The following is a 26,184-nucleotide window of genomic DNA, read 5'->3' as shown; positions in this document are numbered from 1 at the left end:
GTTCAGACCTCAACGATTCAATCGGTTGATCAACATGGCGCGCAACTGGCGCGCGCTGGCATTGTCCAATTTCCCTAATACACCACGCGCGTGTTCAGGCAGGTGCTCACCGGCGTGCTCAGCATCGCCAAACACGTAGTACTCGAACAATTGTCGCCACCCCTCTTTTTCGTGCGCGGGCTTATCACGCAGGGAAAGAATGCCGTGATACAACGCGTTCATACCTGAACCTGTGAACTGGGGAGCATCGTCCCACCAGTAATTCACCAAAACATTGAATGGGCTCAGCCCCTCAACATGGTGCATCCACATACTGGGAATATAAATAGCATCTCCCGGCTCCAGCTCAGTCACCAGTCCATGCGCCACGGCTTCGCGGAACCGCGGGAAGCGCTCAAAGTCCGGCTCGGCAAAATCCACCATGCTGATGGCCTGCCCGCCGGGGGTTAGATCCAGCGGACCGAAGTACAGGTTCTTGAATTGATCGGGGGGGAATAAAGTGAATCGCCGACGCCCGGCAACACAGCACGCAATATTGTCCAGAGCATCATAGTGGCAGCTGGCTACGGAGCGATTACCGATCCAGATTTTCATTTGCGGCTGCACGAGCGAGTAGTCTGCCTCAACACGCGGGATTTGGAGGTTATTTCGTTCCCGTAAACCAGGAAAGAAAGCATCTACAGAAGTCGAAGATACGTAATATGACGAATAGTCGTTTTCGCTCGGTGCAGTACTGTCCATGGTTTTCAGGATCTTCTGCAGAACGTCATCGATGGGGGCACGCAGGGTGTCGTAATTCAGCCGACGAACATCCTCATCGTAGAAGTAACGACCCGAGCTGTCGCGACCAAAGTTCACCAAACAGGGTTTACCGTTATAAAACCCACTAAGATAATCCACCGCAGCCTCAGCAGATCGATCCGCCGCCCCCACCAACGGCCACTGTTTCACCAGTCCTCTCAGTACCACTGGTGTATTGCACTGCAACAGCCCGGTAGGAATTTGCCTGTCTGATCCAACCACAACTTCATCCACTGGCGTGCTAACACGTGCGGAGCTCATCATTGCAGCTTCATCATAAACGGGCATTTTTGCGTGCCACCAGATTTTCAATATTGCCGAGGGAAGAAAGCATAAGGAAAGCGCCACGCAGATATCCCGCGACGTTCAATGCGTGCAGGCTCTCCCCATTTAAATTATTCAGCCGCTCTTCGCTCACGGTGTAATAGCCCGAGAGCTGGTGTTTGTCCCCATTTTTGAGATCTACATTAATCGATACAGGCTCAATCACCCCCACCTCATCCAACGCGGCAAACATCTGACGACCGAACTCTTCACCTTGATGAATAATACGTAGCACACTCGAGATATAGTCCAGGTAGGGGCTGTTGCCACCAAACTCCAGAAATAGTGGTGCACCTTCTTTGCGACTTAACTTGGGGCTTTTCTCGTCTACATAAATCATCGGTTGCGGAGTATCGCCGTCCTCGGGCTCCTGAAATCCGATAATAAATGGACCTCGAGCGACCACGGCTGGGACATAATTCCCCGCCCATCCATTTGCACTTTTCCCCTCGCTATCTAGAAAGAGGTTCTCCCCTTTCTGTAGCCCGAGAATCGCAACCCCTTGAAAAGCACCACTTTGTGCATCTTTTCTTAACAGGATGGGGTATTCCCGTTGGACATTTTCGAATTCAGTGGGAAAAGTAAGCACCGCCGCTGCGCCATCACCCAGCGCACTAGAAAAGTTTTGCAATACGTTAAGATCGGAATGCTCAACATTGTTCAACAGCACAAAGTTCGTATTCATAATCACCCCGTTATTATTATGTGGAAGTAGTACTTCTTTCAGGGATTGAAACCAGTGTTTGATAAAACCACAAGTTAATACTACCGGTATTTTCTATGCACAAAAAGCCGCTGTCTCCAGCGGCTTTCTGAGTTGTCATACAACAAACTTTACTACCAAAATCATCAGAACTTGTAGTAAGCCCCGAGCTGGTAACGTGCACCAAGGTCATCCATATAGCGCACCATACGCTCGTTACGGTTGTACTCCTTGATGTCCTCTCCAGTGATGTTGATCCCCTCGAAAGACAGAGCAATTTGATCGGTCAAATCGTAACCTATGCTCATATCAATCTGCGAGAAGGTGTCTACATAACGCGGGTTACGGGATGACCCCTGGTTGGTGGCGGTAAGGAATTTATCGCGCCAGTTGTAAGCCAGTCGCGCCTGTAAACCGAAGTTTTCGTAAACCAATACCACATTCGCGGTATCACTGAGACCGGTCAGGGCAAACTGATTCTCGGTTGGCAGTCCCAGATCATCAAAACCTACGTCACCGCGCACAATGGTGTAGTTAGCCTGGATACCGAAGCCACTCTCGCCAAAGAAGTGCTGGGCGGCCAGTTCTGCACCGTGGATCTTCGCTTCGCGGTTGTTGATTGGTTTACTGGTGCGGAACACCATTTCCGGGTCGCCCGCTTCCGGGATGATATCCCACCCAGCGGTTTCACCCAGCAACAGTAGCTGCTCAGTTGTGCCTTCAAAAACACCATTCGGGAACACAGTCGGATTATCGGTAATAGCTTCCGGGTGCTCCATCAACACAACCATTGCATAGAGGTTGGTGTCATCTGTGGACAGCCCCAGAGATTCCAGTTCGGCTTGTGCGGCAATGGCGCGTGGGCCAGCAGTCTGATCGAGAATACCGAAGTGGGTTTCGTCTACCTGGCCGGTGCCGATAAAGTTATCCACACGCTTCTCGAAGAAGCCCAGTGACACGTAGCTGGAGTCGCCGTAGTACCACTCCATCGACAAGTCGAGGTTGTTAGACTCCAGTGGAAGCAGACCCGGGTTGGATGAAGTCGCGGTAGGAATGGCGCCATTTAATGTAGAGCCGCCGGTCTCAAAGTTACCTGGTGCCACTTTCAGATCACCGTAACCCGCGCGGGCAATGGACTTACTGTAAGAGAAGCGACCCACCAGATCCTCGGTGAACTGAATATCGAAATCCAGACTCGGCAAGAGGTTGTCGTAGCTGGCGCGCTCAGACCAGGCTTCCTGATCGCCTGCCGCACCCGGGGCAAAGTCGTTGTTATTTTCCCAAACCAAATACGGAATTGGGTTAACCAGTGACTGGGACGACACATCGGTCGTCTCGTAGCGAACCCCGGCGAGGAAGTTCACCGGCATGCTATTTAGTTCGCTATTCAGGCCAACCTGGAAATATGCCGCCGAAGTATCTTCTTCGAGCACATCACTGAACGTGTTGGTGTCGGACACACACAGGCAGGTATCCGGGTACAGGGTGTTAGCGTAGCGAGTCAAAGCCACCGCATCGCCGCGGAATGCGATTGCCGGACTACTGCCAGTATTAAAGTCTTCAAACTCGCTGGCCACATTGATCACGTCCAGCATATCCGCCGGAAATTCACCCGGGTTTGCGATACCCCAGTTACCCAGCGCCTGATTTACACCAGAAGTCTGGTAGGCATTCATTTCCATTTGACGAGTTTCGATGCCGAAGTCGAAGCGACCGTTATCGAATTCGAACTGGCCGTCGAATTTCGCCTGCGTAATGTCATTAACGGAGCCGGCGCCGCGTACGCGCAAGATGGAAGATCCTACATTCTGTGCGGTCAACGCATTGCCCGCTACGGTCGTAGTGTGAGAGTACTGCGGCGTGGTGCCGGAGAAATCCAGTGTTTTACCTGTCACTGTGGGTGAGCCAAGACCAATGGCCACTTCACCCGCACGGTCCGGCCCGGTTGGCAGACTTTCCATAGAGGAGTCGTGCACATCAAACGCCAGGGTGAGCGCGTCATTCACCTCAAATTCGAAGTTCACGCCCAGGGAATCGAGCGTGTTGCTCTGGGCACGGTACTGCTGCTCAAAACCGATATCCACGGTACCGCCATAGGCCTCGCTAAGAGACAGCGGTGTAGCAATTTCAGAATCGTCAAACACTATCCGTGCAAGGTTGGAACCGTTCTGAATCCAGTTGGTAACTTCACCGCGATGCTCTTCGATATCGTTGTCTGCATAGAGATAGTCAACGGTCGCGGTGAGCTTCTCGGTGGGCTGGAATTGCAAAGTGAGTTGTCCGTTGAGACGCTCGCGCTGGGTATCGGAGAAAGCGTAGCGGAAGTCATTGGGACGCGCATACAGCTGACCATCGTCCGGCGCATTCACAATTTCCGCTTTGTCTGCGTCGGTTACCGGATTCTGGTTGTACAGGTCATCCTGCCCCCAAACGCCAATATTCCAGTTGTTTACGGTCACACCGGAATAACCGGAATCGCGCTTTTGATGGCTCAACGCCAAAGACGCGCCCCAGGTGGATTCTTCATTGGCCCAACTGACAATACCGGAAAATTCCGGTGTGATATCGTCGTTGTAGCGGTTGGTGGTGTCTGCCACCGCCTTTACACCAGCGCTGGCGGTTAGACCCGGGTTATCCAGCGGGCGGGTCGTTTTAATATCGATGGTGGCACCGATACCGCCAGTCGCCACATTGGCTTTGCTGGTTTTGTATACCTCAACACCACTCACATTTTCTGAAGCCAAATTCGCGAAGTTAAATGCGCGCGTACCGCCAGCTTTGGTAGAACCATCAGAACCGCTACCGCCGCCGTAAGTGGTACCAGTAGGCATGGTTCGTCCATTCAGGGTCACCATGTTGTTGTCTGGGCCAAAACCACGCACGGTTACTTCAGCACCTTCGCCGTTCACGCGATTGATGGACACACCGGTAATCCGCTGCAGAGATTCGGCCAGGTTGGTATCCGGGAACTTACCCATATCTTCGGCAGAAATTGCATCCACCACACCGGTCGAATCCCGTTTGATATCCATGGCTCGATCCATGGAGGCGCGGATGCCGACAACGGTTACTTCTTCCAGGGTATCTTCCTGGGCGAGCAATTGTGGCGCGCAAGTCATTGAGGCGATGGCAGCGACCACCGCACCCGACAGTTTTGTGCGTTTGAACATTCGGATTTCCCTCTTCGCATTTCCCGTCTTCGCCCCACGCAAAGCTGCTCTCTCTCGGGACGGACGGCGACTCTGGTTATTTTTCAAGGTTATTGTTTGCAATGCAGGCACCGTATCGGCGGTGCCGGATAGGACGCCCCTTGCGGGTATCCACACTTCAAAAGCACAGCCAAGCGTGAAACTTTGCCCTATCTACTCAGGAGGACGCGCGAGCAGGGGCAATAGTCCCCCTCTGGTCAAACAAAAAATGGTAAACGGCAGGCGATACCGAAAATCCGTGTTCGATTACGGCTTCTGAAACGTCTTAATCAGGTACAGAACCATATTTCCGTCCCACCGGCCTGGAGCCCACATGATTTCCAATACAAGAACAAAGGCACTCACTTTTTCCTTATGGATGGCTTTTGCCGGTAGTGTTGGAGCGAATGCACCAACAGAAAAACTCTCAACCACCGCTGAAAATCCGATCCGTATGAATCAACTTGGATTCCTGCCAGCCGCCAATAAATTGGCGGTCGTACTCGCAGACAGTAATCCTGGCACTTTCGTCATACGGGATCTGTCCACAGATGAAGCGGCGCTGCGCGGCAGAATGCAGGCATCGCAAGAGAAGACCCTGGGGGGCACGCAGAGCTGGCGAGCAGATTTCAGCGCGATTCAAGCGCCCGGCACCTACGCAATAGAATTACCCGAGGGGCAGCGCGAAGTGTTTCGAGTTGAGAGTGGGCTTTACGACGCTCTGGCTGATGCCAGCCTCAAGGCGTTTTACTTTCAGCGCGCCTCCATGCCCATTGAAGAGCATTACGCAGGTATCTGGGCCAGACCTGCAGGACACGCGGATGACAAAATTCTGATTCACTCTTCGGCTGCCAGTGCCGAGCGCCCTGCGGGTACTATCGTGTCGGCCCCCAAGGGCTGGTACGACGCCGGCGACTACAACAAATATGTCGTCAATAGCGGTATTACGATGGGTACATTGATGAGTGCGTACGAACGCTTCCCCGAATATTTTTCAGCACGTTCGCTCAATATTCCCGAGTCCGAGAATGGCCTGCCCGATATTCTCGACGAGGTGCGCTACAACCTGGATTGGCTCACTGATATGCAGGATCCCAATGACGGCGGTGTGTACCACAAACTGACCACCGCCAACTTCGAGGGTATGGTGGCCCCACATCTCGCCACAAAGACGCGCTACATGGTGCAGAAAGGTACTGCGGCAACACTGGACTTCGCCGCCGTTATGGCGCAGGCCGCACGAGTATTCGCACCATTTGAACCACGGCAGGCCGCACACTACCTGAATTCGGCGCGGGCAGCTTGGCAATGGGCAGAGGAAAACCCCGCGGTGGCGTACCGACAGGACCAGCTGAACCAACAGTTTGACCCAGACATCGTAACTGGCGCTTACGGCGATAAACATTTTACCGACGAACACTTCTGGGCTGCCGCGGAATTGTTTCTCGCCACTGGCGAGCCACAGTACTGGAAGATTATCCGCACCACTCCCACCGAATACGCACTGCCAAGCTGGGGCGATGTGCGCTGGCTCGGGTATTACAGTTTGCTCGCCAATGCAGGCAAGCTCCCCAAAGAGAGCACCCCGTGGCAAAAAAGGGTGGCCGATAACCTGGTGCAAGCGGCCCTCGACCTAACCCTGGCAAGCACGCGCAACGCCTACCGCTCACCCATCAGCAGCGACCCCAAGCATTTCGTCTGGGGGAGCAATTCAGTGGCGGCTAATCAGGGCATTTTGTTATTAGAAGCCTTCCGCATCACCGGTAACGCAGACTTCCTGCGCAGTGCCGAAGATACCCGCGACTACCTGCTCGGACGCAACGCCACTGGCTATTCGTTTGTCACCGGCTTCGGTATCCGCACCCCGCAGCACCCACACCACCGTCTCACTGCCGCGCGCCCGGAGCTTCCACCCCTGCCCGGGTTTCTTGTCGGCGGGCCCAACCCGGGCCAGCACGATGGCTGCAACTACCCCAGCGACATCGCCGATGAATCGTTCGTTGACCATGTGTGCAGCTTCGCCAGCAACGAAATCGCCATCAACTGGAATGCGCCCTTTGCTTACCTGATCAACGGCCTGCACGCTCTGGAAAGCCAGCACGACCAGATAGGCTCGGACTCCGAGGACGCCCACTAGCTCCGCGACCAGTTGGTCGCAAAGTATCCACCGCCTCCCCCCCCTGCCAAGGGGGAGGTGAACGAAATTCCGGGCTGGCACACTAAGACTGTACAATTGTGCCTCCCGGGGTTTAGGTGTGTGGGAACCCCGGTCAATGTCCTGTTGATTGGTCAATGCCATGCTCCTAGCCTCCAAGTACAGCCTTCCCGACTGCCCCGAACACACGTTGCAGAGGCCTCGGCTGCTGTCACTGCTGGAACAAAGTCAGAGTGACCAACTATTACTGGTCACCGCCCCCGCCGGCTACGGCAAGACCACTCTGGTCACCTCCTGGGCACTCGAACAAGACAACCCGGTTGCCTGGTACTCCCTGGACGGCGGCGATAACGAGCCCGGCCAGTTCTGCCGCTACCTGGTAGAAAGCGTGCATCGCGCTACCGGCAATGGCGTGCCGGAAACCAGCAAGATCCTCGCCGCTCAGCACAATCTCGATCCCTCACTGGTGATCAGCCAGATGCTGGCGGAATTGCGCCAGCTCCCCAGTGAACTGCGTATCGTCCTCGATGACTACCACCAGATCGACAACCCTATCGTCCACGATGCCACCCGCTTTCTGCTGCGCCATGCGCCGGCAGGTATCGGTATCGTAATTACCAGTCGCAGCCAGCCACCACTGGGCCTCGGCGCATTGCGCCTGCAGGGCCGACTGCTGGAACTGGGTGCGGAAGACCTGGCACTCACCATCGACGAAACCACCCAGCTACTCGCTCGCCGCCTGCCGTTTACTCTCGGCAGTGACCGTGTTGCCCAGCTGCATCAGCTGTCCGAAGGCTGGCCGCCGGCCATCCAGATGTTCGCGCTATCCGTGCGTGACCAGGAAGAAGTAGACCGCTATCTGGGCGAACTGGAGCAGGGCCACGCACATATTCTCGATTACCTCGCCGAAGAGGTACTGGAACGGCTGGAGCCGGAGTTGCGCCAGCTGCTTGCCCGCACCTCTATTCTAACCCGCGTAAATGGCCTGCTGGCGGAACGCCTGAGTGGCCAGACTGGTGGCCAGCAACAGCTGGAAACCGCGGCCAGTCGCGGCCTGTTCCTGCAAGCGCAGGATTCCAGCCGCCAATGGTTTCGCTTCCACCCAGTATTTGCCCGCTTCCTGCAGCGCCAGTTATCCGACGGCAGCCAGCTTACCCAGCTGCACCAGACCGCCAGTGATACTTGGCAAGAGCTGCAGCAACCGCTGGAAGCCCTGCGCCATGCACTGAAGGCGGAAGACCGCGACCGGGTACACCGCCTACTCGCCGAACAGGGCGAACAGTTCCTGCGCGAAGGCCAATTCCGGGTGCTCAATGACAGCCTCAATTGGCTGGGCGAAGACCTGATCAAACGCCACGCCTCGTTCACTTTGCTGGCGGCGCGCCTCGCCCGCGACAGCTTTGATTACGAGCGCTGTAACAAATTGCTGGCGGCGGCGGAAAGCTGGCTGCAACGGGAAGACCCCAAACAATGGGAAGCCTTTGAAGGCGCATTTGCCGCGATGCGCGCGCAGGCAGCCGTGTCCCGCGGGCAAATCCTCAAAGCCAAAGAGTACGCACAGGAAGCCCTCGACCTACTCCCCAAAGATCAGGTCAGCGAGCGCATTGCCGCACAGCTGGTTATCGGTGAAACCAGCTTCTGCCTGGGTGAGCTGGATCAGGCCATGCACCATATGGAGGCTGTGGAAAAAGCCACCCTCGCGCAGCAGGACATCCCCAATGCAGCCTGGGCAGTGTGCCAGCAGACTGAAATCGCCTTCGCCAACGGCCTGCTGAAAAAGGCCGCCGCACTACAGGCGCGCGCGCAGCGGCTGATCGAGGAACACCATCTTGTGGGCCTGCCGATTTCCGAATTTATTTACCGCCTGAAAGGCCAGCTGCAGTGGGAAGCCGGCGACCTGGACGGCGCTGCCGAGTCCGCCCGCCGCGGCATGCAGATTAACCGCAAAGTGGGCGAGCGCTGGCTGCTGCCGGAATACACACTGCTGTTGAAAGTCGCCCTGGCGCGTGGCGACAAAGATGAATGCCTTGAATGGATGGAGCGGGTTGAGCACCTGCTCTCCGGTGAACAGTATCACCGCGACTGGGTTGCCAACGCCGATGCGGCGCGCATGCGCGTTTGGCAGGCCCTGGAAAACACCGAAGCCATCGCTACCTGGCAGGAACAGGCGGAACCGGTTGCCGACCGCCCCAGCAACCATTTCGAGCAGTGCTACGGCCGCAACCATGTGCGTGCACTGATTTCCCTGCACCGGTACTCCGATGCCAACCGCTTGCTCGGCCGTCTGCAACAGGTCGCGGATGAATGCGGCCTGATAACCGACCAGCTGCGTAATCACGTCCTCGCCGCCCACCTTGCCTGGCTGCGTGAACGCCGTGAAAAAGCGCTGGAAAATCTGCGTGCGGCGCTCACCATCATGCTCGACAGCGAGCTCAACGCGAGCTTCCTGCAAATCGGCAAGCCGATGATCGTCCTGCTGAAAGCTGCGCTGGAAGAAACCGGCGAGCAGGCCCTGAACGAGGCCCAGACCGAGAAGGCACAGAAGCTCATCAAGCTCGCGCAACAGCAGCCGGAGCTCGGCGGCGGCATCCGTATCGAACTGGACGAAACCATCGTGCGCGAAATCCTCGCCAGCGATGCCGTGCCCGACTTCCTGCGTCACTCTCCCCTCACCCCACGCGAGTGGCAGGTGCTGAATGCGATTCACTCAGGCCTTTCCAACGAGCGTATCGCGCGACACTTCAAGGTAGCGCCCAGCACCATCAAGACCCACATCCGCAGTTTGTATCAGAAACTCGATGTGAAAGATCGCCAGCAGGCGATTGCACTGGCAGAGCAGCTGTTACGCTCGGTGCAGGACAAGCCATAAAAAAAGGCCGGTGTGATTCACACCGGCCTTTTTGCTTTTTAAAGAATCCTACCAACAGCTAAGCATCATTTCTTAATGCTTGCCTTATCTCTGGGCTACCGCTAGCTTCGGGAGGATAGATATTGGTGGGCCACTTTAAAGGCGCAAAATCCTTGCACATATGCAAGCTACCAACTTTGGATTTCACTTTCTCGACACTGGCTTGAGCTTCTGGGCCTAGTTCCAGCGTGATACTCCTAAATATTTTATCCTGAAGCTCTTGGATAGGAGTCTTATCAAAGGCCAAATTGCCTTTTTTGTCACGACTGTAAAAATCCTGAATAAAACAGACCTCAACAAAGTATTGATCACTCACTGGAAATACAAAAAGATAATCCCGCAAGTAAAGGTCCCGTAAACTCTCTCCTCGGCCACATATCTTAAAACTAGCACTAGGAACTGGAAGGTGGCGATGTATCTTCCAGTCTACTGGTCCATGATAGCGCGGCACATGGGAGTGATGCCCTTCCCAGTTTTCGTATCCGTAACGATCATTTAGATAGTGCATGATAAGCGTTTCGAATACTTTTGGGTTAAAGAATGAAATATCTGGCAACGGATGCTCATCCGACCTACCAATCACTGCAACAGAAGCATGCAACTCACCCTTGCAACCACTCATCCAGGGACCGTAAAAGGCCCACCGACGCGCAAACAAACATGCAACACCCCAGCGCCGGCTTGGCATGGTAAGGTCAGTGTGCAATCCGGCCGGAGAATCACGCAATACATCGTATCCGGGATAAGTACTTTTTTGTTTGCAAACAGAGCGGCGGGGGCTGTGGCGCGGGGCAGTAATACAGACTTTACTACCTGCCAGATATAAGGGAATGGTAGGAGCCCCTGTAAAAAATGGCCCTGCTGGAACAGTGGACTCGTGCCTCTTACGCCATTCGATTGGAGGATACTTTATAAAATTACGCACTCTTCAACCTCACAATTTAAATCTTCTACGCACATCTTGAGCCACACTCTGCCCAACTGCATAGGATACGCCGACTCCCCCAATGGCAGTTGCAATACTTCCAAGCATCACCATTGCGGGGCCACCAACCACAGCCGCTGCCACACCGATTGGCGTAGAAATTGAAATAGCTCCCTTCAACCATGCCGTGGCATGCTCATTTCTATCATAGAGATCATTCTTATTATTCATCCGTCTACCAGCTACCGAAAACTGACTTAACGCTCCTCTTGCACTCAATCCAGTATCCGCAAAATTCTTATTCACACTAAGCTTAAGTTGATGTGCAAGCTTTAATGCTTTTGCTGGAGAAGTGCGAGGCCGATAAAAATAAACAGTATGATCCGGTAGAGTAACACCCTTATTCGCTAGAATTTGCATAGCCTGGGTCAGCACCGCTGAGCCGCCAAAGTCAGCCACCCAAGCAACAGATCTAACTTTTCTAGCCTGTTCCATAGTTGCCGCTAGATGAACAGCGGAAGCACGACTAGAATCAACTGTAATCGGGTCGTAGCAGACGAGACTTCCTAAGCGCTTATTACCAGGGGTAAAGTGCAGATCGCACCCATCAATTCTCACTGAGATCGTGTTTTTACCAAGAAATGTCATAGCTCCAGCAATACTGTAATTCGCTGCGTCATTAGCAGTTTCGTAATGCGAGTCTGCGACGGTAACTAATCGGCCGGAAATCGGACTTACCTGTCCGTCCTCAACATATTGAGTGTGCCAAGAACTATTATTTGGACCCAATTTTGCTCTATATGTGCCTAACCGAGTCTGCTCCTGACCCGATCTATGCGTGTGGTAATAGTTATCATCCAGAACCAACTCAGTAATACAAAACTGGTCATTGGGCCATCGCACAACAGTAGCTTTTAGACCCGGCAAGAACACATAGTATTTTTCGCTTCCGCCAGAGCTGCGCCGAGACTCAGGACGGACGTACACATTATTTTTGCCCAGCATCCCGGTAGTCAGTGCATTGAGTTCTTTTACCGCAATTCTCGCCCAATGATGATTTCGGTGGGCAGCTTTTTGCAGCTGCAGGTAAACGGGCTTTAGTTCCGGGATGCATCGAATAGGTTTACCAGAACTTTGCCCGGCGATTAATGACGTGTTCTGGGGGGAAAGGGGCTGGGAGGAGATTGGTGCGCTCATGCAAATCCTTGCGTCGTTTCAATTCCATTTGAAAGCGTCAAGGATGTTAAAGAGCGCGATATTCTTGTTCAAGCTGCGGAGCCAATTATTGCAGGCACACCGGTACCAGCTTTGGGGTAGACTTGGGGACGATAAGGGAGAGGGGGCCTCCTCCAGATCAGCCCCCAGAAATGACCGACCTTTCGGTCAGAGACGGCATTTAAGCCGCCACATTCTCCCCCTCCCCCCCCGATCAGGGGGGAGGTACGCCGCCTCCCGTATCGCCATACTCACCCTAACCTAATAAGTATCCATTGACGGACTCTGGCATGAGCGGTATTCACAAAGACAAATCAAACGGGGAATGGTGGCGCAACGGCGTTATTTACCAGATCTACCCGCGCAGCTTCTGCGACGCAAACGGCGACGGTATCGGCGACCTGCCCGGTATCGTGGAGAAGCTCGACTATGTGAAATCCCTGGGCGTGGATGCGATCTGGATCTCCCCGTTCTTCAAGTCACCGATGGCAGACTTCGGCTACGACGTATCTGACTATCGCGATGTTGACCCGATCTTCGGCAATCTGGCCGACTTCGACCGGGTAATCGAGAAAGCGCACTCTCTGGGTCTGAAGGTCATCATCGACCAGATCCTGAGCCACACTTCCGACCAGCACGCCTGGTTCGAAGAAAGCCGCGCCAGCCGCGACAACGCCAAGGCCGACTGGTACGTGTGGGCAGATGCCAAAGAAGACGGCAGCGCGCCGAACAACTGGATGTCCAACTTCGGTGGCAGCGCCTGGCGCTGGTGCACCCGTCGTCGTCAGTACTACCTGACCAACTTCCTCAAAGAGCAGCCGGACCTGAACCTGCACAACCCGGAAGTTCAGGAGCAGCTGCTCGCGGATCTGCGCTTCTGGCTTGACCGTGGAGTCGACGGCTTCCGCCTGGACGCCATCAACCACGCGTTCCACAACCAGTCTCTGCAGGACAACCCGGGCCGCCCAGTGAAGCTGGACGAAAACGGCCTGCCGCCGGTAAACAGCTACGAGTACCAGTGGCACATTCACGATAAATCCCAGCCGGAAAACCTGGTATTCCTGCAGCGCGTACGCGCCCTGCTGGAAGAGTACCCGGGTGCAATGACCGTGGGCGAAGTGGGCGACGACAACACCCACAAGATCATGGCCGAGTACACCACGGAAAACCGCCTGAACATGGCCTACTCCTTCGACCTGCTGTCCGAAGACTGCAGCGCGCAGTTCCTGCGTGACACGCTGGAGAAGAACCGCCAGGTAATCGAAGAAGGCTGGCCCTGCTGGTCCATCTCCAACCACGATGTACCACGCTCTTTCACCCGCTGGAACAAAGGTTTCGACAGCGAAACCGCTATGGCGCGCGCGCCGATGTTCCTGCTGATGCAATTGATGCTGCGTGGCAGCGTGTGCCTGTACCAGGGCGAAGAACTCGGCCTGCCGGAAGCGGACGTGGCGTTCGAAGACCTGCAAGACCCGTACGGCATCAACCTGTGGCCAGAATTCAAAGGCCGCGATGGATGTCGTACCCCGATGCCGTGGTTTAACGGTGGCGAAATCAATGCCGGCTTCTCCAAGGTAAAACCCTGGCTGCCGGTTGCTGAAGAACACTACCACCTGGCCGCCTCCGTTCAGGAAGACGACCAGCACGCAATGCTGAACCGCTTCCGCGCCCTGTTGAAGTGGCACGCGGAACTGCCAAGCGCCCTGGCCACCGCCAGCCAGAACATTCTGGAAACCGGCGACGACCTGCTGGTATTCGAGCGCGCTAGCGAAGGCGACGCAGAGCGTTATTTTGTGGCCCTGAACCTGGGCCAGGAAGCGGCGGAAATCGACCTGCCGGAAGCGTTTGCCGGTAGCGAAGACATTACTCCAGAAGGATTTGCGGGCGCGCTGAGCGGCAGTAAGATCGAACTGCCGGCTGCCGCGGCACGGGTCTTCCTGAAAAAGTAAACCCCAACACGCAAGCCAGCGAAAAATAGCCTCACAGAAGGAAAGGAAAAAACACTGACTTTATTGAGAAATTGGCGTTTCTGTTAACGCCTGTACCCCTGCTGCGGCGAACCACTCGCGAAATGCAGGCTCAAAAGGAGTACCTCTCAATAAGATCGTTAACGAAGTTGCTCTCTCGTCGAAGCACGATTTCCAGTTTTCTGGAATTTTTCGAAGCCGGCTGTTTAGCCGGCTTTTTTTTGCCTCGCATTCGGCCGTGACTGTGGAGTTTTATTTCTATCGACGCCTCTGCTCATTCCATTTCAATGTAAAAAGCGCCAAAAACAGACCCTACCATGCCTCTCACTTGCCCAGAGGTCCGCGCCATGCGGGCCGATGGGCAAGCTCATCCCGCGGCCAAACCGGGACACACCGGCGCGTCGCTTTGGGGAAATTCAAAGGTCGAAATTGTGCATAGCGGTGCAGGGGTTCGTTCGCCCTGAAAAAAGGGCACCCAACTTTCTGCAAGCTTTGCCGCACAGCCGACCTGCAAGTTGCTCGCGAGAGCAGATGAGGTATGCATGCAAGGCTCTTCCAACTCACGGAACTATTCACCTAAAAGCTTTTCACTTAAAAGCTTTTCGATTAAAAATTTCTTCAAGAAAATCGCCGTCGCTGCCAGCTTGGTGCTAGCCGCGTCAGCGGTTTTTGCCCCGGTAGCGCAAGCCGGTGACTATCCCTACCCGTACCAGCAGCACAGATCCATGACCGATGGCAGTGCCTGGTGGCGCCGGGATGTGATTGGTGGAGCGCCGCATATCATTATCGATATCAGTGAGCAGCGTGCCTATTTCTACAAGGGTGGACGCCTCGCGGGTATTACCCCCATCGCCACCGGTATTGCCGGCTACCGCACCCCGACGGGCAGCTTCCGCGTCTCGGAAAAAAATATTGATCACCGCTCCAACCTGTTTGGCCAGTACGTAGATCGGGCCGGATATGTACGCAAATCCAGCGTGGATGTGCGCAAAGATAAACGCCCAGCCGGCACTGTGTTCCGCGGCGCGTCTATGGACTTCTTCATGCGCTTCAACGGCGCGGTAGGCATGCACGCCGGTAAAGTTACCGGCCGTCCGGAATCCCATGGCTGCGTTCGCCTGCCCTGGCACATGGCCAAAATCTTTTATGAAAATGCTCCCATCGGTACCAAAGTAACGGTACGCAAATAAACGGCGATATCTCCTCGCCACTCCTATATCTTCCCCCCAATGAAAAAGGGCAGCGTAAGCTGCCCTCTTTTTTATGTTCTCGTGTGTAAATCAGCCGAGGCTGCCCAACACATCCTGCATGGTCCAGAAGTCCCAGCCTTCCGGTAGTAATTCACGCTCTTCCGCACTGGCGACAATACCGCGGCGATGCTCCGGCCACGCCAATACAGCAACGCCTTCGTAACCGGTGAAGCGCTGGAACAGTACCGGCGCAGAAAGATTGCGCTCCAACTGTTCGCACAGCGGATGCCAGGAAAGTGGCAGCTGGTGGCGCACCTGAGTCCAGCTACGCTCTTCTTGCGCCTCTCCCTCAGGGGATGATGTCTGTGCGGACTCCTGATCCGCATAGCGCACCTGACTCGCAGCCAAGGCACTATCATCTGGCAAGGTGAGTACGCCCATCGCCTGCTGTTGTGCGCACAGCACACACGCGTCGATGGAGATACCCAGCTCGGTACCGCGCTGGACCGGCACAAACCAGCCACTCTCAGCGGGCACCTGCCACTCACAAAAGCCACAGGTACCGCTGTCGGCCGCATCTGGTTCAATCTGGTCCAGCGCCCGGGCCTGTTTGCCCGGTGCCCAGAAATGCGCAGCGTCCGCGGTGAAAAATTCCTGCGCGTACTGGCTCACATGCCAGTGGAAATTAAATGCATCGGCCACCCGCTTGCGGTCACGCGGGCCGAGACCACGATAGCCGCGGTGGTTGACCTTGGCCAGGCAGTATTCGCAGGCGTGCGGTGCACTTTCCAGGCCGGGCGCTGCCAGCGCTTCGCGGGCGGTGCCAATCCATACCACCTGATCCGATGCCTCCAACGCTCCGCAACAGCTGGCGAGGTGCACCCGATGAAAGAATTCTTTGCGCACCTGCAGGTCGTCTACCGCAGCCACATCCACCGAGTACACCATTACCGGGTGCCCACGGTACAACCAACCGTGTTCGGTCTGATCCAGATCACCGAGGGTGACTTCCATACCCTTGAGCAATGCCTGCTCGATGGAGCTGTCCAGCGCCGCATTTACCTCTTCCGGCACTGCAACTTTTGCCGCGGGCGCCTCTGCCACAGCGGTATCACCAGAGCTTCCCATACCGGAAATCGCTTGGGTCAGCGCCTCAAAATGCCGGGAGAAGCGTCCCATTAGAAGGACTCCTCAAGGATGCTGTGGATCTTGGTTTCGGAATTGGTGATCACGCGGAAAGCCACTCGCTTGGATTGCTCGATATTCTCACTGCCGTCCGCATTGTATATCGGACGGGAGGAAGAATACCCGACAGCCGCCACATTCTGCATCATCCAGGCGTGGTGAGTGGTTACTTCACCCAGGGTGTACACAAAACGCAGCACTGAGCGCGCGCGATCCTGCGACAAACGCAGGTTATTGAAATACATGGCATTCAGATCGAGGCTCTGACCCCAGCCGGAACTGGTGTGGCCTTCAATACGCACCGCATCCACCGAATCCTGATACGGCACCAGCACATTCATATAGCGGGGAAAGAACTCTTCAAACACCACCTGATAGCTGGCGCTGAGCGCGGCCTCACCGGTATCGAACATCGCATCGGAGTTATTGAACGCAACCGTCAACGTGTCGCGGTCAATGGTGGCGCCCCAGCGGGCCAGATCCGGCGCGAATTCCTGTTGCAGGGATTCATAAATCGCCAGCTGGTTTTCCTTGTAGGACATGGCGATGGTGCGAATCTTTTCCCGCTCGATCATCACCGAACGCATCATCGCCACGGCGATGCACAGGAACACCATCATCAGGCCGGCCATCAGGTCGGACACGCTGATCCACGAGGACTCACCGTCACCGCGGGTCGTTGCCCCGGAGCGGGTAAACCCCGGCCTCGCTGCCATCAGGCGACTTCCTCACGGGCACGCTCCGCAGACTGGTTCAGGCGCTGCATCTGCGCCACCAGCTGGCGGTAATCGCGAGTGAACTGGCCGCTGATGGTGGCCAGCGCCTGCCCCATGGCCGACATAACGCCTTCCACTTCTTCTTCCATCTTGCGCTCCACCAGCTGGTATTGCTTGCCGATGGAATTCTCGGCGTCGCCAAGGCTCTTGCGGATCACATGGCTGAGGGCATCCACCATTTCCTGGTGGGTACGTGCCTGCTGCAGTGCCAGCTCCTGCATACCGTTGCGGTGGGTAGTGACAGAATCCTGCACCAGGCCCTGAATAAAGTCCGCGTCCAGGCTCGACATTTTTTCGAAGGCACCGGAGACCGCCTGAATCTGCGCACCCAGCAGCTCGCTCTGTTTGGCGATGCTGACCAGGGACTGCTGCATATCGCTGGTCATTACCTGCTGCACCACATCGATGCCCTTCACGAACTGATCGATACGCTCGCCCAGGTGCGGCAATACATTCTGCATCTGTGCCGCAACACCGCGGTAGCGGTCCAGTTGCTCGGTAACCGCGTGCATCTGCTCGCGCGCCTGCGCGTTGACGTTTTCCATGCCGTCAAAGAACTGCGGCACTTCCGCCAGCTGCTGGTGAATGGTTTGCAGGTCGCGCGCTACCTGTACCAGCCCCATCACCGCCGTGTCGCAGTGCTCGGACCAGTACTCCACACGCTCTTCGTGCGCTTTGTATTCCTGGGTGAGGGTCTCCACCATGGCATCGAAGCGTGCGAAGTTTTCCCCGAAGCGGGTCATGTTCTCGCCGAACTGGTTTTCCACGCGCTCGTTAAAGCGCACCACCACCTGTTCCATCTGCTCCACCAGCGCCTGCGATACCTGCTTGGAAAAGTCGCTCAACTGGTTTTCGCTCTGCTTAAGTTGACGCTCCTGGCCCTGTACCAGCTCGCTCTGCAACTGCTGCAGGGCATCGCGAATATCCGCCAGGTCGGTTACCTCGGCCACATCGCCGGGTACCGGGATAAAGCGGGTCAATGCACGCAGCACAATGGACAGGCCGATACCGCACACACTGGTGATAAACGCGGTTTTCAAACCGTCCAGCAGGGTGGCAATACTTTCGTCGATATCCGCCAGGCTGAATTCGAACAGGCCGATAATCACCCCGGTGAAGGTACCGAGAATACCCAGTGAAGTCAGCAGCCCCGGGGCCTGCTCGACAAACTCATCCGCGCGACGCACAAAACGGCACACCAGCGCCAGCGCAAACAGCACCAGCATCAGCGACAGGAACCCTTCGGTAACCGCATCCGGACTCAGGGCAACAAAGACAGAGCGCAAAAATTCAGACATGGAAGCAATCTCGTGTGAAATCTACTCGATTTAATTTTTTTGATTTTCTGTTTCTTGGTTAGAGCATCTAGCCCTTTAACTGCAACACAAATTCCTGCACCGAATCCCCGGAGGGCAAGCGGGCAAGGTGGTGACTGAACAGGCGGTAGCCGGGCAGCAGACGCATCAGGTCGGCGGTGCTGCCGAGGCTGCGGTCACTGCGGCCATCGGCAATACCGGTCACCGCTACGCGCTCGTCTTCCAACACCTCGTACATCGCCGGGCGCTCCGGCTGCTGGCTGGCTTTGTACACCAGGAAATGCAGTTGGCCACCGGGGTTCATCCGCCCGGCCAGCAGTTCGCCCAGGGCTTCAATTTGTTGCGGACTACAGAAATTCAGCAGGTCCCACAGAAAAACCCCGTCCAGCTTGGTGCCGGGGTCGAAGCTGAACATGGACTCACTGAAACCGCTGCCCTCGCCGTGCATTTTCTTGCGCCAGGCCAGGGATGCGTGCAGGTCCTCCACGTACAGGGAGCCCACCTTCTTTTTCAGTGCATCGATATTACGGCCGTTCTTGCGGCCGCAATCCAGCACCGTGGCACCGGCAGGCAGGGCAGCCAGGGCTTTGCCGATACCGGCAAATGCGACCTGCTCGTCGTCGCGTACCTGACGGAAGTATGCGCTTACGTCGGAGGCGCCACCACTGCGCACTTGATTGCGCGAGGTGGTGCTGTCGTACTCGAGGAAATGCTCGGTAACGTTCTGGTCCATGCCCTCGCGCTTCATCAGCGAGTTGAATAGGCTGAAGCGATCCATACATTTCAACAGAGTCACCGTGGAGTGTCCCTTGGACGCCACCTGTGGATAACTCGGGTCATCCACATATTCGAAGCAGAAGTTCTCCTGCAGGCGGAAGCGCCGCGGTTTGTTCGGCTGGTTGCGGCCGGTGTAGCGCATGGTATGCAGGATGGTGCCCTGCTTTAGGTGCGGCTGCAGCAGGCGAATCAGGTGCTGGATAACATCCAGATCCAGGAAGTTGAGCAGGTCCCAACACAGGATGACGTCGAACTTTAAGTTCGCGGGCTTGGGGAGCAGGTGATCTTCCAGCGCTTGCAGCGGATCGTCGCTGTGCTGGTTGTCCGCCAGGTATTCCACCAGGTCTTCAATGTGACACTGGCAGTTAAGGCCAAGAAAAGCCTGGGTAGTGCCGGACGAGAGTGGCCCGAGGTCGAGGATTCGGTCCCCACTTTTGACCATCTCGGTCGTTAACGCAGCGAGGCCAAAAGAACGGTGTTGCATTGTTTATCGCAAGAATTCGGGGCGTGAGCCAAAGGGAAAATACACAACGCCGCAGGAGAGCCTGCGGCGTTGCAGCGGGGATTAGCTGTCAGCCAGCTCCGCTTCCTTGGCCTGATCCTTGGCACTGTCTTTCGGAGCGAAAGACTTTTTCGCCGCAGGTGCGCTCGGCGCCTCGTCCTTCGGCGGCAGGTTCGGGTGAACCAGCTTGTCTTTGAATTCGGAGTGACGGGCTTTCATCTCGTCATCGGTGTCGACCATATCCATGGAACCGCGGAACTTACCACCGTCATCCAGCTGGATGCGCGGGGCAATCAGGTTGCCCTTAACCACAGCAGTGTTGCGGATTTCGATCAGCTCGTCGGCCAGCGCGTCGCCGGTCAGGGTGCCGTTGATCACGATGTTCTGCGCGTGGATGTTCGCGTTGATTTCACCTTCGCGACCGATGGACAGGTCGTGACCTTCCATAATGACGGTGCCTTCGATGGTGCCTTCAATGTGCAGGTCTTCGGTGCCGATCAGTTCGCCGCGGAACTTGATGTTTTTACCGATTACGGAGCGATCCTTCGCCATGGATGCATCGAGCTTGTCCGCGAAAGGACGCTCAGCTGCACCACCTTCGTTCATCCCAGAAAGAAAAGAGTTGGAATCCAGATTTGCATCTGGCTTGGGGTCGAGAGGATTCGCCATTGTTCCACCTAATAACCGTAGAGAGCTTATGAATTTTTGTTAAACGACGTTTGTAGCGTTTTTTGGTGACAGTTCCCATAGCGAGTGAGACAAAAAAACCGGCCACCGGCCGACTTTGTGAGGCCCTTCACAATAAATTTTTACGCGCCAAGCGACTAATTAACCCATTCGCATAAAAAGCGCGCAACACGCTCGTTTCAGGTGCGCTTGCAGGCAAAAAGCACAAGTATCGCGCACGCCAAAATAATGCCGAAAAATCGCACGAAATTTACGGCGATAACTCTGGTTCGAAATCAGGCTCCGGGAGTTTTTACAAAATAGTCATGTGCTGCTTTATTGACCCGACCAGACAAGCGAATAGTCGACAGCATGGTGGGAATCGCCATCACCGCATACATACCGATAATCAGGCTGTTCACAATGTTCAGTGACAGCACCGCACCCAGAATAATCAGCAACATGTACAGCACCGTGTACACGACCTGGAAACGGGTGCCGAACAAAAACACAAAGCACTTCATGCCGTAGTACCAGAAAGTAACGATGGTACTGAATGCCAGTGGCACGACCATGATCAGCAGCAGTACCGGGCCCCAGCCACCAAACACGCTGCTAAATGCATCCGCAGTCATGGAAACGCCTTCCATACCTTCGCCTTGTTGCCAAACACCGGTCAGCAGAATCACCAGCGCCGTACAGGTGCACACAATCAAGGTATCCACGATCGGCCCGATCATCGCCACCACGCCTTCGCGTACTGGCTCGGTAGTTTTCGCCGCACCGTGAGCCAGAGACTCGGTACCAATACCGGCCTCGTTGGAAAAAGCTCCGCGGCTAACGCCGGTAGCAATCACTGCACCCAGTGCGCCACCGGCAACCGCTTTACCGGTAAATGCGTCGCTAATAATCAGCGCGAACGCATCGGGAATGCCCTGCCAGAAGTAGGCAATCACCCCAAGGGTCAGCAACAGATAGAAAATCACCATGGCCGGCACAATGCGCACCGCGAAACGGCCAATGCGCTGAATGCGCCCGGAAATTACCGCCAGTGCCGCCAGCGCAAGTAACAGGCCGAGGGAGAAATCAAACAGGAAGCTATTGTCTGCGCTTACCCAGCCCATGGGCTCGGCAAAGGATACCCGCAGCAGCTGCACCGTCTGGTTGGACTGGAAGGAAGGCAGCAGGCCGCACAGGCCGGCGATCGCAAACAGGTAGGCCAGTGGGCGCCAGTACTTGCCCAACCCCTCACGAATCACATACATGGGCCCGCCCTGGATCTCACCACTGCTATCGCGGCCGCGGTACATCACCGCCAAGGTAGCCGTATAGAACTTGGTGGCAACCCCCACCAGTGCAGTTACCCACATCCAGAAAATCGCCCCCGGGCCACCGGCACTGATGGCAATAGCCACGCCGGCAATATTGCCGAGGCCGAGCGTACCGGAAAGCGCCGTGGACAGCGCCTGACGGTGGGATACCTGGCCGGGATCGTTCGGATCGTCGTACTTGCCGCGCAGCAGGTCGATACTATGGCCAAGATGGCGATAGGGGCGTGCGCGGGAGCTAATCAGCAGAAACAGGCCACCGCCAACCAGCAACACCAGCAGTGGCGTGCCCCAAGCGTAGGCGACAAAGGTATTGAGGGCGGATTCGAGCGATTGGAGAAAGGACATAAAAATGGGCGAAGTCGTCGGTTTACAGCAAACCGACGATATTCGCCCAATCGCCTTAAAATCTCAAATTACAGGCAAAAAAAAGCCCCTTTTACAGGGGCTTTAAATCAGCAATCGATGCTTTGAATTTACGCTGCGGCAGCCTCACCGCTATCCGCTTCCGGCTCGGCTTCGTGTTCGCGCACAAAGAATACGGAGATGGCACCGCACACCATAAACACACCGGCCAGCATAATGATGTAGATGGCCTGGTTGTCGAATACGGTCGCCAGGATCGGGCCGGCAACCAGTGCGGACAGGATCTGAGGGGCGGCGATGGTGAAGTTGAAGATACCCATGTACACACCGGTCTTCGCCGCCGGCAGCGAGTCAGACAGGATCGCGTATGGCATCGCCAGGATTGCGGCCCAGGCGATACCCACACCGATCATCGGCAGCATCAGGCCAACGGCACCGCTCGGTACGGTTACTTCGGTGATCAGCAGGTTCACCTGGGTAGCATCACCACCTTTGAACAGTACAAAGCTCATGTAACCCAGGCCACCCAGCAGCAGGGACAGCGCGTACGTCGGCTTGCGGCCGATGGTGTGCGCTACGCGCGCCAGTACGATGGAGAAGAGCGCGGCAAACAGGGAGTAAGCGGCAAAGATAATACCCACCCAGTCACCGGCGGCGCCTTTGGCGGCGGCGATGTGCGCGGGGATTTCGCCAACGGTGGCGAGGTAATCGTGATCAAACCACTTGGCTTCCACACCCCACACGTGCTGGGTGATGGCCGGGGTGGTGTACACCCACATAATGAACAGGGAGAACCAGGAGAAGAACTGCACTACCGCCAGCTGACGCATGGTTTTCGGCATGCTCACCAGCAGAGCGAAGAAACCGGCCAGGCGCTGGGGCAGGGATTTGCGCTCGGCGCGCTCGCGAGCCACTTCTTCCGCGTCGATACCTTTGTACGCGTTGTACTCTTCCGGCGGATACTCTTTGGTGCGGAACACGGTCCACAGTACCGAGCCCAGCAGCACAGAAGCACCGATATAGAAGGCCCAGATAACAGAAGGCGCAACTTCACCGGCCTGCGCGGTGTTTTCCAGCCCAATCACGTTGGTGAGGATAAACGGCAGCATGGAACCCATGACCGCGCCGATGTTGATCAGCAGGGACTGCACCGAGTAGCCCACGGTGCGCTGCTCGGAAGGCACCATGTCGGATACCAGTGCGCGGAACGGCTGCATGGTGACGTTGAAGGCGGCATCCATCAGCGCCAGCATCACACCACCAAACAGGATGGGTGCAATAAAGGCCACCACAATGCTGGCATTCGGCATAAACGCCATACCCAGCGCCGCAGCAATGGCACCAAACAGAATGTAGGGGTTACGACGGCCGAAGCGGCTCCAGGTTCGGTCAGACGCAGAGCCAACAATCGGCTGTACGAGCAAGCCCATCAGCGGCGCTACGATCCAGAACAGGGACAGGGAGTGCAGGTCGGCACCCAGGTCCGACAGGATTCGGCTGGCGTTGGCGTTTTGCAGAGCAAAACCAAATTGCACCCCGAGGAAACCGAGGCTGACATTCCACACCTGCCAAAAGGGAAGCTTGGGCTGTTTCTTCATCGCTGTATTCGCCTGTTTATTGTGGGCTAGCGCACGCGCTGGCCGGCCAATTGCCGCCTGCGCACTGTGCGCTGATTACCGTATTTCTGGTTGTGGATGAATTCTGTCAGCCATCACAAGCCCAGCCATCCTCCCTAGAGGGGGCGGAGTTAGGGGTACACCCGCCGGAAAAGTGTACAAAATGCCAGCAACACACAAAAAGCACGACTACCCATAAGGTCCCTATATTTACACTTTAAATATTTAAAATCGAATAAAGTCCTTATTTAGGGACTAAAAATAAAGTGTTAACAAAGTCCCACAATTGGGACATAATCGGACAAAAGCGGCTTAAAATCCCATAGAAAGGACATTATGGACTACACCGCGAAATCCCCTGCCGCCGTTGCCGAGCTCCTCGGCCAGCGCCTGAAGCAGGCCCGCCTCAACCTCGACCTCACTCAACTGGAGGTGGCCGAGCGTGCCGGTGTGGGCCGCAAAGCGGTGATGAATGCGGAGAAAGGCAAGGTCCAGCTGGAAGCGCTGATCGCCATACTCCAGGCCCTCGACCTCACCACCCAGCTGGATAACTTCCTGCCACCCCAGCCCCCCTCGCCGGTACAACTGGCCAAACTCCAGGGCAAACAGCGGCAGCGGGCCTCTGGCCAGCACAAGCAAGAGAGCGATCAAGACACGGATGAGGACACAACCGCATGGTAATGGAAGTCATCAGCGTGCACCTGCCGGACGGCCACGGCCCCGATGGCGAGGCCAAGAGCCACAACGTCGGCGCCGTCAGCTTTGATACCGACACCGGCCTGGGCGCCTTTGAATACACCCCCGAATTTATCGACACCGGCATCGAACTATCGCCGCTCAAGATGCCACTGACCAAGCGCATCTACTCATTCCCACAACTCAGCTTCGACACCTACCGCGGCCTGAACGGCATGATTGCCGACTCCCTGCCCGACGACTTCGGCAACGCAGTACTGAACGCGTGGATGGCCGCCCAGGGCAAACAGCCCGCAGACATCACCCCACTGCAACGGCTGCAATACACCGGCAAGCGCGGCATGGGCGCACTGGAATACGCCCCCGCCACCCGTCTCAAACACCTGAACGCCTCCCAGCACATCGCCATCGACGAACTGGTGGGCATTGCCCAGGAAGTACTCGACAGCCGCGCCGGCTTTCAGGTGAATTTGGGCCCGAACGGAAACGACGAGCGTGCCGCCCACCCGGAAGAAATGCTCGCCCTGCTTTCCGTGGGCATGAGCGCCGGCGGCGCCCGCCCCAAGGCGGTGCTCGCGTTTAATCAGGACTTCACCGAAGTGCGCTCCGGGCAGACCGACGTGCCGGAAGGCTTCACCCACTACCTGATGAAGTTCGACGGTGTAAGCGAACACAACAAAAACAAAGAAACCTTCGGCGACCCCATGGGCTTCGGCGCCATGGAATACGTCTACTACAAAATGGCCACCGCCTGCGGCATCCACATGATGCCCAGCCACCTGCTCACCGAAGGCGACCGGCGGCACTTTATTACCGAACGCTTCGACCGCCGCGGCAACCACAAGACCCATATCCAGACCTTAAACGGCATTGCCCACGTGGATTACAAGGTGCCCGGCTCCTACTCCTATGGCGAACTCTTCGCCGTGGCGCGGCAACTGAAACTCCCGGCCACCGATGCCGAACAACTGCTGCGCCGCATGGTGTTCAACATCGTCGCCCGCAACCACGACGACCACGCCAAGAACTTCGCCTTCCAACTCAACGGCAAAACCTGGCAACTGGCCCCCGCCTACGACCTCGCCTACAGCTACAAACCCGGCAGCCGCTGGGTGAACAGCCACTGGATGAGCTTGAACGGCAAGCGTGATGATTTTTCCCGCACGGACTTATACAGCCTGGAAGCGGTAAGCCCGCTGTTTAGCAAGCGGAAAATTGATGGGGTTGTTGAGGAAGTAGTGGAGCAGGTTTCAGATTGGCAGAAGCTTGCAATGGCCAATAACGTACCGTCTTCACTTGTTGATGAGGTAGGGAGCAACCTGAGGCTTGGGTTGTAAGCGGGAATTCGCAAAATATTTATGCCCAGATATAGACATCCATATTTAGACATTATGTCTAGATATGGGCATTTATGGCTATATACAGACATAATGTCTATATCTGGGGCTTATGAATAAAACTGTTAAGGCACACTATGAATAAGGTAATTGCGTTTTTTCTTGTTTGTGTTTCTTTTTACACCGAAGCCTGGGAATGCAACAACGAGAATAGATACAAGCAGTCAATAGGTGCGCATGCTG

18 protein-coding genes are annotated in these 26,184 nt (G+C 56.0%); 6 read left to right on the top strand and 12 right to left on the bottom strand.

Annotated elements, in window-relative coordinates:
- Window positions 1–9: 9 nt before the first annotated feature.
- The 3 genes from KUV22_RS14760 to KUV22_RS14750 all read right to left on the bottom strand — a co-directional run bounded on the left by KUV22_RS14760 (window position 10) and on the right by KUV22_RS14750 (window position 4,998).
- Entirely contained in the window at window positions 10–1,065 is a 1,056-nt protein-coding gene (locus KUV22_RS14760) for a cupin-like domain-containing protein (RefSeq protein WP_222232406.1), read from the bottom strand.
- A gap of 10 nt (window positions 1,066–1,075) precedes the next feature.
- Complete coding sequence (locus tag KUV22_RS14755) at window positions 1,076–1,810, bottom strand: SapC family protein (protein ID WP_222232404.1); 735 nt, start codon at window positions 1,808–1,810, stop codon at window positions 1,076–1,078.
- A 164-nt stretch (window positions 1,811–1,974) separates the two neighbouring features.
- A complete protein-coding gene (locus tag KUV22_RS14750; RefSeq protein ID WP_222232402.1) occupies window positions 1,975–4,998 on the bottom strand; it encodes a TonB-dependent receptor in 3,024 nt (1,007 codons plus the stop codon).
- A gap of 352 nt (window positions 4,999–5,350) precedes the next feature.
- On the opposite strand from KUV22_RS14750, the gene KUV22_RS14745 reads away from it, so the two are divergent.
- Together KUV22_RS14745 and malT are read left to right on the top strand one after the other, a co-directional pair.
- A complete protein-coding gene (locus KUV22_RS14745) occupies window positions 5,351–7,153 on the top strand; it encodes a glycoside hydrolase family 9 protein (protein ID WP_315857562.1) in 1,803 nt (600 codons plus the stop codon).
- A gap of 160 nt (window positions 7,154–7,313) precedes the next feature.
- Window positions 7,314–10,040 (top strand): HTH-type transcriptional regulator MalT, encoded by a 2,727-nt coding sequence (gene malT / locus KUV22_RS14740; RefSeq protein WP_224919348.1) that lies wholly within the window; start codon window positions 7,314–7,316, stop codon window positions 10,038–10,040.
- Window positions 10,041–10,098: 58 nt separating this feature from the next.
- Here malT and KUV22_RS14735 read toward each other — a convergent pair whose 3' ends face one another.
- Window positions 10,099–10,806, bottom strand: coding sequence for a hypothetical protein (locus KUV22_RS14735; RefSeq protein WP_222232396.1), 708 nt, complete (start codon window positions 10,804–10,806; stop codon window positions 10,099–10,101).
- 207 nt (window positions 10,807–11,013) lie between these two features.
- The gene (locus tag KUV22_RS14730) at window positions 11,014–12,201 is read right to left on the bottom strand and encodes a hypothetical protein (RefSeq protein ID WP_222232394.1); all 1,188 of its coding nucleotides are present in this window, start codon (window positions 12,199–12,201) and stop codon (window positions 11,014–11,016) included.
- A 308-nt stretch (window positions 12,202–12,509) separates the two neighbouring features.
- Here KUV22_RS14730 and KUV22_RS14725 point away from each other — a divergent pair, with 308 nt between their 5' ends.
- Complete coding sequence (locus KUV22_RS14725) at window positions 12,510–14,168, top strand: alpha-amylase family glycosyl hydrolase (RefSeq protein WP_222232391.1); 1,659 nt, start codon at window positions 12,510–12,512, stop codon at window positions 14,166–14,168.
- Between the two features lie 560 nt (window positions 14,169–14,728).
- On the top strand, window positions 14,729–15,376 hold the full coding sequence (locus tag KUV22_RS17415) for a L,D-transpeptidase (protein ID WP_261319591.1): 648 nt from the start codon (window positions 14,729–14,731) through the stop codon (window positions 15,374–15,376).
- A 90-nt stretch (window positions 15,377–15,466) separates the two neighbouring features.
- On the opposite strand, the gene KUV22_RS14715 is transcribed toward KUV22_RS17415, so the two are convergent.
- From KUV22_RS14715 to KUV22_RS14685, 7 genes are all read right to left on the bottom strand, one after another.
- Window positions 15,467–16,555, bottom strand: coding sequence for a hypothetical protein (locus KUV22_RS14715; protein ID WP_222232389.1), 1,089 nt, complete (start codon window positions 16,553–16,555; stop codon window positions 15,467–15,469).
- On the bottom strand, window positions 16,555–17,277 hold the full coding sequence (locus KUV22_RS14710; RefSeq protein WP_222232388.1) for an OmpA/MotB family protein: 723 nt from the start codon (window positions 17,275–17,277) through the stop codon (window positions 16,555–16,557). The genes KUV22_RS14715 and KUV22_RS14710 overlap by 1 nt, the downstream gene beginning before the upstream one ends.
- Window positions 17,277–18,635 (bottom strand): hypothetical protein, encoded by a 1,359-nt coding sequence (locus KUV22_RS14705; protein WP_222232386.1) that lies wholly within the window; start codon window positions 18,633–18,635, stop codon window positions 17,277–17,279. The genes KUV22_RS14710 and KUV22_RS14705 overlap by 1 nt, the downstream gene beginning before the upstream one ends.
- Before the next feature lie 67 nt (window positions 18,636–18,702).
- On the bottom strand, window positions 18,703–19,914 hold the full coding sequence (locus KUV22_RS14700) for a hypothetical protein (protein ID WP_222232384.1): 1,212 nt from the start codon (window positions 19,912–19,914) through the stop codon (window positions 18,703–18,705).
- 81 nt (window positions 19,915–19,995) lie between these two features.
- Window positions 19,996–20,601 carry a bactofilin family protein gene (locus KUV22_RS14695; protein WP_222232382.1) on the bottom strand — a complete coding sequence of 202 codons (606 nt, stop codon included), beginning with the start codon at window positions 20,599–20,601 and terminating at the stop codon, window positions 19,996–19,998.
- Between the two features lie 293 nt (window positions 20,602–20,894).
- Entirely contained in the window at window positions 20,895–22,274 is a 1,380-nt protein-coding gene (locus KUV22_RS14690; RefSeq protein WP_222232380.1) for an alanine/glycine:cation symporter family protein, read from the bottom strand.
- A gap of 128 nt (window positions 22,275–22,402) precedes the next feature.
- Window positions 22,403–23,890, bottom strand: a complete 1,488-nt coding sequence (locus KUV22_RS14685) for an MFS transporter (RefSeq protein ID WP_222232378.1) — start codon at window positions 23,888–23,890, stop codon at window positions 22,403–22,405.
- Window positions 23,891–24,244: 354 nt separating this feature from the next.
- Here KUV22_RS14685 and KUV22_RS14680 point away from each other — a divergent pair, with 354 nt between their 5' ends.
- Entirely contained in the window at window positions 24,245–24,589 is a 345-nt protein-coding gene (locus tag KUV22_RS14680; protein ID WP_222232376.1) for a helix-turn-helix transcriptional regulator, read from the top strand.
- Window positions 24,583–25,941 carry a type II toxin-antitoxin system HipA family toxin gene (locus tag KUV22_RS14675; protein WP_222232374.1) on the top strand — a complete coding sequence of 453 codons (1,359 nt, stop codon included), beginning with the start codon at window positions 24,583–24,585 and terminating at the stop codon, window positions 25,939–25,941. The genes KUV22_RS14680 and KUV22_RS14675 overlap by 7 nt, the downstream gene beginning before the upstream one ends.
- Window positions 25,942–26,184: the final 243 nt, after the last annotated feature.

The organism is Microbulbifer agarilyticus (genome assembly GCF_019800665.1).
Taxonomy (GTDB): domain Bacteria; phylum Pseudomonadota; class Gammaproteobacteria; order Pseudomonadales; family Cellvibrionaceae; genus Microbulbifer; species Microbulbifer agarilyticus_C.
This window is presented reverse-complemented; position numbering and strand designations above follow the sequence as displayed.

Bases quoted from the DNA above. Each gene is read 5' to 3' on its own strand.
- KUV22_RS14760 (WP_222232406.1), bottom strand. From the start codon at position 1,065: ATGATGAGCTCCGCACGTGTTAGCACGCCAGTGGATGAAGTTGTGGTT.
- KUV22_RS14755 (WP_222232404.1), bottom strand. From the start codon at position 1,810: ATGAATACGAACTTTGTGCTGTTGAACAATGTTGAGCATTCCGATCTT.
- KUV22_RS14750 (WP_222232402.1), bottom strand. From the start codon at position 4,998: ATGTTCAAACGCACAAAACTGTCGGGTGCGGTGGTCGCTGCCATCGCC.
- KUV22_RS14745 (WP_315857562.1), top strand. From the start codon at position 5,351: ATGATTTCCAATACAAGAACAAAGGCACTCACTTTTTCCTTATGGATG.
- malT (WP_224919348.1), top strand. From the start codon at position 7,314: ATGCTCCTAGCCTCCAAGTACAGCCTTCCCGACTGCCCCGAACACACG.
- KUV22_RS14730 (WP_222232394.1), bottom strand. From the start codon at position 12,201: ATGAGCGCACCAATCTCCTCCCAGCCCCTTTCCCCCCAGAACACGTCA.
- KUV22_RS14725 (WP_222232391.1), top strand. From the start codon at position 12,510: ATGAGCGGTATTCACAAAGACAAATCAAACGGGGAATGGTGGCGCAAC.
- KUV22_RS17415 (WP_261319591.1), top strand. From the start codon at position 14,729: ATGCAAGGCTCTTCCAACTCACGGAACTATTCACCTAAAAGCTTTTCA.
- KUV22_RS14715 (WP_222232389.1), bottom strand. From the start codon at position 16,555: ATGGGACGCTTCTCCCGGCATTTTGAGGCGCTGACCCAAGCGATTTCC.
- KUV22_RS14710 (WP_222232388.1), bottom strand. From the start codon at position 17,277: ATGGCAGCGAGGCCGGGGTTTACCCGCTCCGGGGCAACGACCCGCGGT.
- KUV22_RS14705 (WP_222232386.1), bottom strand. From the start codon at position 18,635: ATGTCTGAATTTTTGCGCTCTGTCTTTGTTGCCCTGAGTCCGGATGCG.
- KUV22_RS14700 (WP_222232384.1), bottom strand. From the start codon at position 19,914: ATGCAACACCGTTCTTTTGGCCTCGCTGCGTTAACGACCGAGATGGTC.
- KUV22_RS14695 (WP_222232382.1), bottom strand. From the start codon at position 20,601: ATGGCGAATCCTCTCGACCCCAAGCCAGATGCAAATCTGGATTCCAAC.
- KUV22_RS14690 (WP_222232380.1), bottom strand. From the start codon at position 22,274: ATGTCCTTTCTCCAATCGCTCGAATCCGCCCTCAATACCTTTGTCGCC.
- KUV22_RS14685 (WP_222232378.1), bottom strand. From the start codon at position 23,890: ATGAAGAAACAGCCCAAGCTTCCCTTTTGGCAGGTGTGGAATGTCAGC.
- KUV22_RS14680 (WP_222232376.1), top strand. From the start codon at position 24,245: ATGGACTACACCGCGAAATCCCCTGCCGCCGTTGCCGAGCTCCTCGGC.
- KUV22_RS14675 (WP_222232374.1), top strand. From the start codon at position 24,583: ATGGTAATGGAAGTCATCAGCGTGCACCTGCCGGACGGCCACGGCCCC.